Below are 14,215 nucleotides of genomic sequence, written 5' to 3'. Positions count from 1 at the left end.
ATTATCGAACACCTTTGGAAGTATTTTTGAGTTACGTAAGTATTGATGATTTGTCTAACTTAATTTGACAATTAAGAATATGAAATTATATTTTTTCCATTAAATTTTTTTATTCTATGAACTGTTACTCCTAATTTTTCGATTTCCTCATCAAAATAGCTTTCTTCCAAATTATGACTCAATATTTCCATATCAAATAATGAACGATCAAAACTTCTTAAAATATTCATAATCAAAGTCTCGGTTCCGCCAACATCCATCTTTCCAACGACATGTAAAACACGTATTTTTTTCATAAATCTACTCCCTAATAGCTACTATAAATATCCTCTAATTCTTGAATTACATTTTTTTCCAGAAACGGATTAATAAGTTTAATACTTTTTTCTCCCATTTCTGTTAGCATTCTCTCATTTCCAAAAAAATTAGACAAATAAAAATCAAAACCTTCATCCGAATTGTTCAAATCAACAAGATATCCATTAACTTCATGTCGAACTAGATCTACATTGCCTCTAATATTAGAACAACAAATAGGAACACCAGTGTACATAGCCTCCATAACTGAAACAGGTAATCCTTCCCTTTTTGAGGGATGGATATAAACGTTTGTAGCAGCTAGCAAATTTGGTATATCTTCTCTATAGCCCAACAAAAATATTTTGTTTTCTAATCCCTTTTCTTTTATAAGCTGTTCCAAGTATTCTCTCTTTTTGCCTACACCGCAGATGATATAAATAAAATGCCTATCTCTAATTTTTTCCAAATCATTTATTACTTGTTGCTGATTTTTATTATCATTTAATTCACCTATAGACATAAATACTAAGTCATCATCAAAATTCTTTAAATTGTCTAAATTAAATGGTTTTATGTTTTCAAATTTTTTTGTTGCAAGCCCCACACCATGTACATAATGTAAATTTTGTGCATAAAATTTTTTTTTAGCAAAATGGTAATCTTCTTTATTAATTGTAATTAAATGATTAGTTTTTCTTGAAAAAAGTCTTTCTAACGGATACAGCATGAGCCAATTTATTTTTGGAGCACCTTTATAAAAATGAAATCCATGAGCGGTATAAATTACTTTGGAACTCGGATATTTTATTAATCTAGTAATTATTCCTGCAATTGGAGCTTGACAATGTACAAAACTATAATTATCAGCCTCTACTATTTTTTGTAATTGGTTGTATGATCTCACATGTTTAATGACATCTGTAATATTCCTAGAAAAATCAACTTGAAAAAAATTTACTCCTAGTTTTTGTAACTCCGCTTTGAGTTCGTCTATTTTTTTGTTAGATATTGTATTACCTATTTCAAAATTACACGCCACATCAACATCAAATCCCAAATTTTGTAGTAACTTTATATTAATCATATTAAACTGCTGAATCATTGAAGCTACCGAGGTTACAATTAAAGCCTTTTTCATCACAAATTCTCCCGATTTCTTTTTTCATACACCAAATTACCGAAAGCTTTATTAGTAAGGCGTCCAACTTTACCAGGAATATACCCTAATAATCGTACCAACCAATTCATCCAAGAAAATAAATAGATCTTTTTCCCATTTTTCTCAGCAATAGCTTTTACCATATGGCTTGTTCGAACATAATTATCATCCTGAGGGAAAAAGATTCCACTATCTTGAATGTCAATTCGTTCCTTTACAAATTTAGAAAGATTATTGATGTGTAACATGGACCGCTCATTCTTAACATCTGGAAACACCGGCAACTTATTAGCAATTTTTACTAGTTGCTGATAGTTACCTTTACTTCCATGTCCATAAATCATTGGTGGTCTAAGAATTGCTATATAAAAACTACTCGTACTTAGCGGCTGTAGCCCAATTTCAGCCTGTAATTTACTATCTCCATAAAAATTAGAAGGGGTTGGAGTAGTCGCTGAAGTAATTACCCGTTTCTTATTAATATTTGTCTCTTCTCCATAAATAATGATTGAACTCATATAAATAAATTGCCCAAATTTTCCATCTAAGTCTTCTTTATATTTTTTTGCAGTCTTTATAGCAAGATCGGTGTTTACTTTATAGTAAAGACTCTTTGTTTCTTCATTCACCTTTGAAGTATCCGCATGTGCAATACCTGCAACATGAAATAATGTATCATATACTGAAAAATCTTTACTTTCCCATAAATTGCCATGCATATCTATTGTGTCAATTTGATACTCATCTTCAAAATGTTTCATATATTTTTCAAAAGAGGTTCCAATATAGCTGTTAGCACCTGTAATCAATATTCGCTTCATTGATTTTCTCCTTTACTTTCAATGGTTCCTGTACCACCTTCGATTACACCCTCACTTCTAAATACTGAAACAATGGTGCCAAAGAAGCACTTTAAGTCTAATATAATTGAAAGATTTTTGACATATTCTCCATCGAGCTTTGCTTTCAAATCTATTTGTAATTCATCGCGCCCGCTAATTTGTGCGAATCCTGTTAAACCGGGACGAATATTATTGGCAGAATATTGATCTCGTTCTTCAATCAAGTCATACTGATTCCAAAGTGCTGGTCTTGGACCAATAACCGCCATATCACCTTTTATAATATTAAATAGTTGTGGTAACTCATCTAGACTCGTCTTTCTCAAAAACCTTCCAATTCTAGTAATAAAATAATCCGGATTCTCTAATAAATGAGTCGGCATCTCTTTAGGCGTATCAGTTCGCATTGTACGAAATTTATAGATATTAAAATGCGACTTGTTTTTTCCAATACGCTTTTGTTGAAAAATAATAGGCCCCTTCGAATCAATTTTGATTGCTACACATAGAAACAATAGTAGTGGTGATAGGATAATGATACCCATCAAAGAAATAACGAAATCTATTACTCTTTTCAAATAATTCTGGTACATATAATTCCTCCTACTTATTCGACGCATTCGCAAATCTCACCACATCTTTTGCCAATATTTTATCGTCTTTTGGCAAATACTCTACAAAATTCATTACCTCTTTAAAAGAAAATCCATGAATATTCCCTACAAAGATTTTCTCGTAGACTTCTTCGTCGTTTCGTTCTTTATCTAGTAATAACTCTTCGTATAGTTTCTCACCCGGTCGAATCCCTGTCTCTACGATTTCAATCTCATCTTCTGCATAGCCGCTCAATCGAATCATGTTCTTTGCAAGATCGACTATTTTGACTGGTTCACTCATATCCAACACAAAGATTTCGCCACCTTTGGCCAAAGCTCCCGATTGAATAACTAAGCGACTCGCTTCTGGGATCGTCATAAAGTAGCGAGTCATTCGAAAATCCGTGACTGTAATAGGTCCACCATTGGCAATTTGTTCGCGAAAAACAGGAATGACACTCCCCCGGGAACCCAATACATTTCCGAACCGAACGGCAGAAAATTTTGTTTTCCCCTCTTCATTAAGGCTCGTAACAATCATTTCCGCAATTCGTTTCGTGGATCCCATCACATTCGGCGGATTATTCGCTTTGTCAGTTGAAATCATCACGAAATTTTTCACACTATTTGCCTTAGCGGCTTCAGCGACATTCTTAGTACCGAAAACATTGTTTTTAACGGCTTCTCGAGGATTGTATTCCATTAAAGGTACATGTTTATGCGCCGCAGCATGATAGACAATATCAGGATGATAATGATCCATCAGTTCAAAAATTTTATCTCGGTCTTGAATATCGGCAATTATAGGAATGAATTCCGTAATTTCGCCGTCATAAGTATTTTGTAATTCACGATGAATTTGATAAATTGAATTTTCTCCATGGCCCAGCAATAATAACTGCTTTGGATTGAATTTTGATATCTGTCTACAAATTTCAGAACCGATTGATCCTCCGGCGCCAGTTACTAGGATCACTCTCCCGGTCAATTGATCCTTGATTGAGTCAATATCCAATTTAACCTCTTCTCGTCCTAAAAGGTCCACAACATCAATCTCTTTTAACCGATTAATACTGATTTTCCCCGAAGCTAGTTCTTCCATCGAAGGCATTGTATTGACCTTAACCTTTGTATCGGCTAACTGATGAATGATGCCTTGCAGTCTTTTACTTGGCAAAGAAGGTATAGCAATCGTTACCATATCAATCTGATAATCGTCAATAAGTTTCGTTAACTATTCAACAGGGCCTAAAACTTTTTTACCCGATAAATATGTCTTTTGCTTGTTTGGATCATCATCAATAAAGCCAACAACATCGATTTCACCCGATGTCGGTGAGCCAACCAAACTATTGAATAAAATTCGTCCACCTTCACCAGCACCAATAATCAACGTGCGATGAATTACCCCAGAACAATCTTTTTGATAATTATTCCGTCGCTCAATCAATAGGCGCCAGATCAACCGACTAGCAATAATTAAACACAAGCTTAAAACATAGGCTAACAATTCAAAGCGCCGACTATAACTACCTTCCCAAAAAAAAGAAACGATTATCAAACTCACTATGAACTGACTGGTTATAGCAAAAAATATCGCAGACATCTCTCTTAGGTTGGTGTAACGATTAATCCGAGTAAAAACATTGAAGATGCGCCCGAATAGTAAGTAAAGCGCAATCGACATTAGCGCTGTTGTAAAAACAAAATTTGGTGCAACCCCTACATATGGTTGCATAAAAAGATATGCCGTTAAACAAGCCAATGTGATTAAGGCAATATCTATTATAATTATGATAATAATTTTTCTTTTCCTTGTTAATGCAAACAACAATGGCTCCCCCTAAACAATACACATTTTTCATAACTTCTTTAGACCGAGGAAAAGTTAGTCAAGCCCCTTACCCTTTTACTTCAATAAACTATCAGGTAATTTCTCCTTCTTTCTAATTAAAAAATTTAAATTTCCGCTCCCGTATCTCAGTAAACCGCGGTCGTTTTACTGTATCCCCATTAACCAAATCTTTAGCCATTTGTTGCATTGCTACAACAACTTCTTGCCCACATTCTTTTTGAATCTCTTCATACGCTTCTTTCAAATAAAAACTCCGCTGTCGGAGATTGTGGGCATCTGAAGCAACCATGTACAACATATTATGTTTTAACATTTGTTTCGCTGTTTTTTGGATCTCTTTTCCAAAGACTCCCACGATACTTGGTGCGGTCAACTGGGTCAGAACACCCATTTCTAAAAAAGGGATCAATTCATTAGGATTCCTTCTAAAAATAGCATTTCGTTCAGGATGAACGATCACCGGTGTGTGTCCTTGACTTAGCAACTGGAAAAAAAGTTGTTCTGTATAAGCAGGTACTTCACCCGTGGGAAATTCAATTAGTATGTACGTGTCATCAAGATCCGTAAACAAGATGTCGCCTTTAGCAATATCTTCTAAAAGGGTTCCCGTAATACGAACCTCTTGACCTTCTAATAAGGTAAGCTCCAAGTTGCGCTGATCCAACTCTTGTTGTAGTCGCGCAACTTGGTCAATGACTTGATTCGCTGGATTGGAATACTTTCCATTGTTATGATGCGGGGTACACATGAGATGAGTAATTCCTTGGCTAATGGCTTTTTCAGCCATCCCAATGCTATCCTCTAAAGTACTAGCTCCGTCATCAATTCCTGGTAAAATATGACAATGTAAATCAAGCATGTTCTCACCTTCTTATTATTTTTTATCGTTCTTAGTTATCTGTTCCATAATAGTAGTACCCTTGATCATTTTCATCCGTGCTACCATTAAACACTGCACCCAAGACATTGGCGTTCACCATTGAAAGCAACTCACGGGCTTTTTGCAAGGAATCTTTTCGTGTCACATTTTCTCGGACAACTAGCATTGTTCCATCCGCTTTTGAAGCCATAATCTGCGCGTCTGTCACTGCTACAATCGGTGGCATATCAAAAATGATAAAGTCATAAGAATCTCTTAGTTCTGTAATCAGTTGATCCATGCGGGTAGATCCCAGTAACTCGGAAGGATTTGGTGCTTTGGGACCACTGGTCATCACATAAAGATTAGGTACCACACTTCGTTGGATCGCTTCTTTAGCTCCCATATCCGAACTTAGAACATTACTCAAACCCACATTATTCGCAAGTTGGAACGTTTTGTGCACAGTAGATTTCCGCATATCCGTATCTACTAATAAGACACTTTGTCCTGAGTTTGCGAAAACGACAGCCAGGTTGGCCGATGTGGTCGATTTCCCTTCGCAAGGACCAGAAGAAGTAATAACTAACGTTTTAATTTGTCGGTCAGCAGCGGATGCGAATTGGATATTTGTTCGAATCGTACGATATCTTTCTGATACGGGAGAAGTTTTATCTATTAGCGTTATTAAACTAACTGCTTCTGGTATTTCTGTTCGTTTCTTTCTTGCATTTTTACTCATAAGTGCCTCCTAAATACGATTACGACGACGGCGTTCAACAGTTTTTGAGGACTCTGTCGCCTTTCTATTAGATACTTTTTGATTATTTATTGGTAGTGGTTCACGGCGAATCTTCGCGTTCAATTCTTTTTGTGTCATCGCTGGAATATTTCCTAAAATAGTCAGACCATATTCATCCGTCAATGTACGGCTTTCTTTGACAGTACGATCTAATAGTTCAAGTAATACCGCTAAAAGCACCCCTAACATTAAGCCAAGTAGCAGACCTACCGCTAGTGTTAGTTTTTTATTTGGAAATACCGGTTGACTGCTTGCGACAGCTTTAGAAATAATCGAAATACGGTCAACATTCAATACATCTTTAGCATTCTCTTTGAATATCTCAGCCGTTACATTTGCGATATTAGCAGCTTCCCTTGGGCTAGTACTTGTAGCAATGATCGAAAACATTTGAGAATTTTGATTTTGCTCAACTTGGATAGCTTCTTTCAGGCCACCCGCACTCATCTTCATGCCATAATCAGCATTTAATTTCTCAGAAACTTCCTTCGTTACCAAGTCACCTGTAATAATATCTTTATACGTATTAATCATTTGCAAGTTGGTATTAACATCATTCGCATTGGTTGTTTCTGATTGGGGCAGCGTCACAACCAATTGAGCTTGCGAACTGTATTTAGGGGTCAAAATGAAAAAGGCAAGCAACCCGGCAATTAAAACACCTACAAGGCCCCCTACTACAATCAATCCTATTCGTTTTCTCAGCAGTTCAAATAATTGTTTGATACTAATTGTCTCTTCCATAAACTCCTCAACTTCCTATTTATTTTAATAATCTGATTCAACCTCCCTAACGATAGCAGAAACAGTATATAAAAAAATACATACTCCAAACGAGTGGTAAAAAAATATGTATTCTTTTTTTGATGCTTTAAATAAAGAAAAAGAACGGTTCTAAACGATACGTGCTTTATTTGTCCTAGTATCGTCACCTTAATCTTCCTTTAGAAATCATTTACATCTTTTCACCAATCCCTAAAAAATATTGGTTAATCATTATCCATATTTTTCATCATATTATTTATTAAAAAAACAATTTTACCGTTATCATTATAGTTGAAATCCCTTGCTATATCAATGATAATTTGGATTGTCATTCTTTTCATATTCTAAATATCTTTTCATAAAAAAATAAAAGAACACTCGTTGCTTTAATTTGGAAAGCCCTTCAATCTATTATTTTCTGCTTGTTTTTCATGTATTGTTAGTAGTTTTCACAATATTGTAAAAAATCACAGTTATTTGGGGTTTCTCATCAGGTACTTTATCCAAATGCCAAATTATTTCTCATAAACAATTAGATTACTTTCCGTTAATAAAATTTATAAAATTACTACTCAACCAATCATTTTTTGGTGAGAAATATTTTAGTTCTTTTATCTTATGATATTAAAAAAATAAATCGACACTTTGAACGAGGTCATTGTTTGGCTAGACACACATCGCGGTTTTCAACACATACAGCTTCTGAATTGGTAAACAGTGCGGTCAAAACCGCTACTTTCTCGGTGATACTACAAAACAGATTCTTTTTATCCTCGCTAGTCTATAGCCCACTTGTTCCAGAGTCCTTCGTCTCTTTACGAAAGCCGATCTATTTAGTTCGGTTTTTGTCATCAGCGATTTATTTTTACTTATGTGCCGTTAACCTACCATAACTCATAAACGTCGCAACTCATTAAATGTCTGGTTGGCGGTATTTCTTCTAACATTTTCTTTGAAAAAGGATACCAGGATTGCATGATAACAAAGCACATTTTTATCATTATTTCGAGAAACTGCCTAAGCAATAATAGTCCCATTCAGACAGCAAAAAAAGCACCAATCAAACGCGTAACGTTCCATTGATGCTCTATTTTGTTAACTAATGACTGTCACCGTAACGGATCGACGACCCCATTGGATACATTGGTCCACCGTTGGAAAATGGCAGTCAATGATATTGCCTTTGATTGCGCCGCCCGTATCGCCGGCAATCGCAATTCCATAACCAGACACTTCTACCATCGATCCTAATGGAATGACGCTTGGATCAACAGCAATGACTTGTGGGTTCTGACGTAAGTCGATTCCCATCGCCGTGAAGAAGGTATTTACTGATTCTGCACATGAGTAGGCAGTTGATTGCATTTGCATGGTTTTGCCGGATGTTGTTGGCGTACTTGGTTCAGCTGGCTTGGGTGTTTCAGGCTTTGGCTGTTCAGCTGGCTGTGTCGCCTGTTGACTCGTTGTTGACGAAGATTCTGCCGGCTGTGTTGATTGTGCCGCAGAGGATGCCGCACTAGCTTGCGAATTCTGTGCTTTCGTCATAGCTGCCGTTTTTTCAGCTTGTGCTTTCGCTTCGTTTTCGGCTTTTTTAGCTGCTTCCGCTTGAGCAGCTTTTGCTTCTTTGGCAGCTTGTTCCTTTTGCGTTTTTTCAGCCGCTTCACGAGCCGTTTCGACTTCTTTGGCTTGACTGATTTTTTCTAAGCTAGTTTTATTTTCAGCTAGCTCTTGTTTTAAATTCGCCATTTTAGTATCCAGCTTTGCTGATTCAGCTTCAAGATTTTGGCTATCTTGTTTTAATTGAGTTTGTGTTTTTTCTTGCGTCGCTTTTAATTCGGTTAGGCGATCTTTCGCTTCGCCAAGACTTGCGACTTTGGTTTTTTCAGCATTTTGAATGACTGACATGGCAAACGCTCGGTTCAGAAATTCCCCCAGGTCTTTTGATTCTAGTAATGCATTGATTGAACGCTCCGTCATGCCGTTGACTTGGACTTCTTTCATTCGTTCAGCGATAGCGGTCTTACGTTCATCAATTTTTTGTTCTGTCTCAACAATCTCGGTTTTTGTCTTAACCAAGGTCGCCTCATTTTGACGGATCTTCATCCGAATGTCATTGACCTCTTGATATTTTTCATTGACATCGTTTAAAGCCAGTTGTAACTCTCCGCTGATTTTATCGCTTTGGCGCGTAATCGCCGTTTCTTTCTTATCTAACTCATTCAGTGACTCTGCGTGTGCAAAGACTGGTAAAAGCATGTTCACACCTAAAATTGCTGTGGCAACAAACCCAAACGTTTTCTTTTTCACTTAAAAAGTCCACCCTTCTATTTTACCCTTCGCTATTATACGAAAAAAAAAGGGGCTTTTTGTTTCAAAGAGATTACATTTCATTACAAAACAAATGGAATCTAGGTAACATTCGGTTTATTTTTATCATTTCCCATAAAAAAGATAGCCCCTTCAAGGATCGAAAGGACTAAAGTTTGTCATATTTTTGTAACATTATTTTTTGCGTAACTCTCTAGATAACTGGCGAATCTCTGTTAAAGGACTTTTTATTTCCTTCGATTTCATATTAGGGAAACTATTTAAGAAGCGGCGTTCTTGGAAATTCAACTTCGGTAATTGCTTGCGCCACTCAGGTTGCTCCTTTATTTCTGCTAGCCAACTGCTACGACTTTGATAGCGTTCTTCTGCGGCTGTTTTCAGCTCATCCAAATTGGTTTGCAACTGCTCTTTTTTCTCTTGAATCGTTGCACTCATTGCGTTCATCGCACGTCGTAGTGAAGACAAATTGGCTAAAGTAAAGCCTAAATCAAAACTGATCAACATTAGCAAGACTAATGGTAAAAATATGCTAAACCGTTGTTGCCAGCCTTCCACTACTGTCATTAAATAAGGATTCAATACTCGCACGATAAAGACACAAGCCAATCCCCAAAAGATCGACACAGGCACCGCCACCCGTCCATTAATATTTAACGGAACCTCTTTATAATCCCACAACGTTAACTGAAAAATCTTTTCTAAAAGAAAACTTGTCACATACTCTAATAATGTGACTAAAAATAAGGACAAAAAGAAAAGTAAAACAATATTTTGCTGATAGGGCTCGATTAAATACAATACCCCTACGACACCAAAGCCATAGATTGGCGTGATTGGTCCCAGTAAAAAGCCCCGATACACAAAATGTTTGGCTTTAATTGAACAATAAATCGTCTCCCAAACCCAACCAATAAATGAATAACAAAAAAATAAGAGCACTACTAATGTGAAAATACGTTCCATTTTTTTCCTCCTAAATAACTAATTTCAGTTTTATTATTCCACGTATAGGCATAAAATGCTAGTTCTATCTGCCCTACCATCCTTAAACCAAAAGTCTCAGGGGAAAATCCTCTGTCACTTTTGACAAATACGGTACAATATAACCAATACTATTTTACATTCTATCTACTTTATATATTGGAGGACGTTGCATGTTTCAACTATTGCGCTATGCGAAAGATTATCGCAAACAGATTATCTTAGGCCCATTTTTTAAATTTTTAGAAGCCGTCTTCGAACTGATTTTGCCTTTGTTCATGGCTCGCTTAGTCGATGAAGGGATCGCCAAGCACAATCAAGGCAAAGTCATTGAGATGAGTTTGGCGATGCTAGGACTTTCCATCGTTGGTTTGCTCTGTGCACTGATCTGTCAGTATTATGCCTCGATCGCCTCCCAAGGCTTCGGAACCGTTTTACGAAATCGCTTGATGGCCCATATTAATCGTTTTTCGCATCAGGAATTGAACCGGTTTGGCACGGATACCTTAATCACCCGTATGACCAATGATATTAATCAGATGCAAGGAGCCTTAGCTATGTTGATCCGGCTTGTGGTTCGCGCGCCATTTTTAAGCATCGGTTCAGTGATTATGGCCTTTTATATTGATTGGCAGATGGGCTTAATCTTTTTGATTCTCTTGCCCTTATTTTGTATCATTCTTTTTTTGATCATTCATTTTTCCGTTCCATTGTATAAAACGATTCAACATCAGCTAGATCAATTGAACCAGCTAGTGACCCAGAACTTGAGCGGGGTACGGGTGATTCGTGCCTTTGCTCGAACCAAAACTGAAACGGCTCATTTTAATGAACAAACGGAGGATCTTTCAAAGCTGAATCAAAAGGTGGCGAACATTTCCGCCTTGCTGTCTCCCAGTACGACGTTGATTATGAATGTTGGGATCGTCGCTTTGCTCTATTTCGGCGGTTTCAAAGTAAATGTTGGTGGTTTAGAACAAGGCCAAGTGTTAGCGTTGATTAACTACATGAACCAAATGCTACTGGCCTTAATTGTTGTTTCCAATCTCGTGGTACTTTTTACGCGGGCGGCGGCTTCTGCCAACCGGATCAATGAAGTATTTGCCACAGAACCGACTTTGAACGCTGGAAAACAATCGGTCAAGTTGGATCAACAGGAACCCCTAGTTGATTTTAAAAAGGTTGATTTTCGTTATACGGAAAAATCTGGTTTAGCTTTACAAAATATCTCTTTCAGCTTAGCAGACAACCAAGTCTTGGGGATCACGGGGGCAACTGGCAGCGGAAAATCGACGCTGATTCAATTGATTCCACGTTTTTATGATGTGACCACAGGCACGGTGGATTTTTTTGGTGTCGATGTACGCGAGTGGTCGTTGGAACAATTACGGTCTGAGATTGCCTTAGTCCCGCAGACAGCCGTCTTATTCAGCGGAACGATTCGCGAAAACCTTCAATGGGGCAAAGCCGATGCTACCGACGACGAATGCTGGCAAGCCTTAGCGACTGCGCAAGCTAGTGAATTCGTTCAAAGTCTTTCCAAAGGTTTGGACACGCCAATCTTGGAAAATGGTAAAAACTTTTCAGGTGGACAACGGCAGCGGTTAACGATTGCCCGTGCGTTGATCCGAAAACCAAAATTATTAATCTTAGACGACTCCTTATCCGCCCTCGATTATCAAACTGATTTAGAGTTGCGACAAGCCATGAAACGCGAGCTGAACTGTGGAATCATTATTATTTCCCAACGGCTGCGCTCGATTCAAGATGCAGAAACGATCCTTTTAATGGATAATGGCCGGCTAGTAGCAAAAGGCAGCCACGAAACTTTATTAAAGGACTCTCAACTCTACCAAGAGCTGGTGGCTTCTCAGGAGGAGGGTGCAGTACATGCTTAAACAAAAGAATTTTTTCCATTCATTAAAACTGTTTGTTCCATATCTAGCCGCTTACCCTAAACAATTGATCGCAGCTGTGATTTTGGGGATTGCTAGCGGCATTACTTCGGTCATGATGACTTATTACATCGGAGTCGCAGTGGATCAAATGGTGAATCAAGGTGCAGTAGAGTTCTCCCGTCTATTCCAAATTCTCCAATTATTTATTGGGATCTTTTTAGTCACTGTCATTAGCCAATACGTTATTCAGCGCCTCGGTAATAAAGTCGCCTTTGATTCTGTGGCAAAACTGCGGGATGAAACGTTCACTCATTTAAACAAACTGCCACTAAGCTATTACGATCAAAGTTCAAAGGGCGATATCGTCAGTCGATTCACCAATGATATGGATAATATTTCGACAGCGATCTCAGCGGTCTTCAACCAAGTCTTCTCCGGCATGACCGTCGTCTTAGTCGCGTTAGTTTTCATGCTTTATCTGAGTCCGTTACTGACCTTAGTCGTCTTGGTCGCAACACCGATCATTTTTCTGTTGACTTACATTGTAGCCAAGACTTCACAACAATACTTTACTAGCCAGCAAAGGCTCGTTGGCTCAATTTCCGGTTTCATCACAGAAATGGTCGGCAATCAAAAAATCGTCAAAGCCTTTCAACGTGAGGAACAAAATCAAAAGAACTTTGAAGCGTTGAATCAAGAGCTGTATGTTCGAGGACAAAAAGCGCAGTTCGCTTCTTCTTTAACGAATCCCTCTTCACGATTTGTTGACCACTTGGCTTACTTAATGGTGGGCTTAGTTGGCGGACTATTAGCGTTGAGAACCAATAGCGGGGTCACGATCGGAATCATTTCCAGCTTTACGATTTATTCGAGTCAATTTACCAAACCGTTTATCGAACTGTCCGGCATCACGATCCAACTCCAAACCGCTATTGCCGGCTTAGATCGTTCGTTTGAATTATTGCGTGAACCCGTGGAGGAACCGGACGATTCAGATGCTGTTGTTTTGAATGATACGTATGGAAAAGTCGTTTTTGATCATGTGGCTTTTAGCTATCAAAAAGATCAGCCCTTGATTGAAAACTTTAATTTGTTGGTTCAACCAGGCGAAACAATTGCTATCGTCGGTAAGACCGGCGCCGGTAAATCAACCTTAGTCAATTTGCTGATGCGCTTTTACGAAGTCGATGATGGCCGGATCACGATTGACGGCATTGACATCCGCCATCTGACCCGCGATAGTTTGCGGCAGCAATTCGGAATGGTATTGCAAGAAACGTGGTTAATGGATAGTAGTTTGCGAGCCAACTTGCGTTACGGTCGCAAATCAGCCACCGATGAAGAAATTTACGCTGCGTTAAAAGATGCTTATATGTATGAATTCGTCATGCGACTACCCGACAAATTAGATACCATCGTCGGTGAAGCCGGTGTCAAGCTTTCTGACGGACAGCGACAACTATTGACGATTGCTCGTACCATGATTAGTCGTCCGCCCATGTTGATTCTTGATGAGGCGACTAGTTCGGTAGATACTTTGACAGAACGAAACATTCAAAGTGCCTTTTTAGCTATGATGAAGGATCATACCAGCTTCGTGATCGCCCATCGCCTCTCAACGATCCAAAACGCCGATCAGATCCTTGTTTTGGATCACGGACAAATCGTCGAGATTGGCAACCATCCAGAACTACTGCAAAAAGATGGCTTTTACAAGCAACTATATGACGCACAATTTTCCAAAAGTTAAGCAAAAAAAGCAGCGTACAATTCATGTACGCTGCTTTTTTTGCTTTACTAGATTATTTTTTTTACTTACTACATGACAAT

General features: G+C 38.0%; 11 protein-coding genes and 1 pseudogene. 2 read left to right on the top strand and 10 right to left on the bottom strand.

The features are described 5' to 3' along the window. Positions 1-71 precede the first annotated feature (71 nt). The 10 genes and pseudogenes from FFM67_RS08265 to FFM67_RS08220 form a co-directional block, all read right to left on the bottom strand. Complete coding sequence (locus FFM67_RS08265; RefSeq protein ID WP_137614101.1) at positions 72-296, bottom strand: glycosyltransferase family 1 protein; 225 nt, start codon at positions 294-296, stop codon at positions 72-74. A gap of 11 nt (positions 297-307) precedes the next feature. After that, the gene (locus tag FFM67_RS08260; RefSeq protein WP_137614100.1) at positions 308-1,438 is read right to left on the bottom strand and encodes a glycosyltransferase; all 1,131 of its coding nucleotides are present in this window, start codon (positions 1,436-1,438) and stop codon (positions 308-310) included. Next, positions 1,438-2,280 carry an NAD-dependent epimerase/dehydratase family protein gene (locus FFM67_RS08255; protein WP_137614099.1) on the bottom strand — a complete coding sequence of 281 codons (843 nt, stop codon included), beginning with the start codon at positions 2,278-2,280 and terminating at the stop codon, positions 1,438-1,440. The genes FFM67_RS08260 and FFM67_RS08255 overlap by 1 nt, the downstream gene beginning before the upstream one ends. Next, positions 2,277-2,894, bottom strand: coding sequence for a sugar transferase (locus FFM67_RS08250; RefSeq protein ID WP_137614098.1), 618 nt, complete (start codon positions 2,892-2,894; stop codon positions 2,277-2,279). Before FFM67_RS08250 ends, FFM67_RS08255 begins: the two co-directional genes overlap by 4 nt. A 10-nt stretch (positions 2,895-2,904) precedes the next feature. Next, positions 2,905-4,728 (bottom strand): annotated as a pseudogene (locus FFM67_RS08245) (polysaccharide biosynthesis protein). 115 nt (positions 4,729-4,843) lie between these two features. Beyond that, complete coding sequence (locus tag FFM67_RS08240) at positions 4,844-5,611, bottom strand: tyrosine-protein phosphatase (protein WP_137614097.1); 768 nt, start codon at positions 5,609-5,611, stop codon at positions 4,844-4,846. A 31-nt stretch (positions 5,612-5,642) separates the two neighbouring features. Further along, a complete protein-coding gene (locus tag FFM67_RS08235) occupies positions 5,643-6,353 on the bottom strand; it encodes a CpsD/CapB family tyrosine-protein kinase (protein ID WP_137614096.1) in 711 nt (236 codons plus the stop codon). A 9-nt stretch (positions 6,354-6,362) separates the two neighbouring features. After that, positions 6,363-7,157 (bottom strand): YveK family protein, encoded by a 795-nt coding sequence (locus tag FFM67_RS08230; protein WP_137614095.1) that lies wholly within the window; start codon positions 7,155-7,157, stop codon positions 6,363-6,365. A 1,116-nt stretch (positions 7,158-8,273) separates the two neighbouring features. Continuing rightward, a complete protein-coding gene (locus FFM67_RS08225) occupies positions 8,274-9,485 on the bottom strand; it encodes a 3D domain-containing protein (RefSeq protein WP_137614094.1) in 1,212 nt (403 codons plus the stop codon). 195 nt (positions 9,486-9,680) lie between these two features. Continuing rightward, a complete protein-coding gene (locus FFM67_RS08220) occupies positions 9,681-10,469 on the bottom strand; it encodes a putative ABC transporter permease (RefSeq protein WP_137614093.1) in 789 nt (262 codons plus the stop codon). A 191-nt stretch (positions 10,470-10,660) separates the two neighbouring features. Here FFM67_RS08220 and FFM67_RS08215 point away from each other — a divergent pair, with 191 nt between their 5' ends. Both FFM67_RS08215 and FFM67_RS08210 read left to right on the top strand, forming a co-directional pair. Next, positions 10,661-12,385, top strand: a complete 1,725-nt coding sequence (locus FFM67_RS08215) for an ABC transporter ATP-binding protein (RefSeq protein ID WP_137614092.1) — start codon at positions 10,661-10,663, stop codon at positions 12,383-12,385. Then, the gene (locus tag FFM67_RS08210; protein ID WP_137614091.1) at positions 12,378-14,135 is read left to right on the top strand and encodes an ABC transporter ATP-binding protein; all 1,758 of its coding nucleotides are present in this window, start codon (positions 12,378-12,380) and stop codon (positions 14,133-14,135) included. The genes FFM67_RS08215 and FFM67_RS08210 overlap by 8 nt, the downstream gene beginning before the upstream one ends. Positions 14,136-14,215: the final 80 nt, after the last annotated feature.

Origin of the sequence: Enterococcus viikkiensis (assembly GCF_005405345.1) — a bacterium.
Lineage (GTDB): Bacteria > Bacillota > Bacilli > Lactobacillales > Enterococcaceae > Enterococcus_A > Enterococcus_A viikkiensis.
Note: the sequence above shows the minus strand (reverse complement) of the source record. Positions and strands in the feature narration are given on the sequence as shown.

What these genes read in the sequence shown, in the direction of transcription:
- FFM67_RS08265 (WP_137614101.1), bottom strand. Translation starts at nt 296, where the DNA reads ATGAAAAAAATACGTGTTTTACATGTCGTTGGAAAGATGGATGTTGGC.
- FFM67_RS08260 (WP_137614100.1), bottom strand. Translation starts at nt 1,438, where the DNA reads ATGAAAAAGGCTTTAATTGTAACCTCGGTAGCTTCAATGATTCAGCAG.
- FFM67_RS08255 (WP_137614099.1), bottom strand. Translation starts at nt 2,280, where the DNA reads ATGAAGCGAATATTGATTACAGGTGCTAACAGCTATATTGGAACCTCT.
- FFM67_RS08250 (WP_137614098.1), bottom strand. Translation starts at nt 2,894, where the DNA reads ATGTACCAGAATTATTTGAAAAGAGTAATAGATTTCGTTATTTCTTTG.
- FFM67_RS08240 (WP_137614097.1), bottom strand. Translation starts at nt 5,611, where the DNA reads ATGCTTGATTTACATTGTCATATTTTACCAGGAATTGATGACGGAGCT.
- FFM67_RS08235 (WP_137614096.1), bottom strand. Translation starts at nt 6,353, where the DNA reads ATGAGTAAAAATGCAAGAAAGAAACGAACAGAAATACCAGAAGCAGTT.
- FFM67_RS08230 (WP_137614095.1), bottom strand. Translation starts at nt 7,157, where the DNA reads ATGGAAGAGACAATTAGTATCAAACAATTATTTGAACTGCTGAGAAAA.
- FFM67_RS08220 (WP_137614093.1), bottom strand. Translation starts at nt 10,469, where the DNA reads ATGGAACGTATTTTCACATTAGTAGTGCTCTTATTTTTTTGTTATTCA.
- FFM67_RS08215 (WP_137614092.1), top strand. Translation starts at nt 10,661, where the DNA reads ATGTTTCAACTATTGCGCTATGCGAAAGATTATCGCAAACAGATTATC.
- FFM67_RS08210 (WP_137614091.1), top strand. Translation starts at nt 12,378, where the DNA reads ATGCTTAAACAAAAGAATTTTTTCCATTCATTAAAACTGTTTGTTCCA.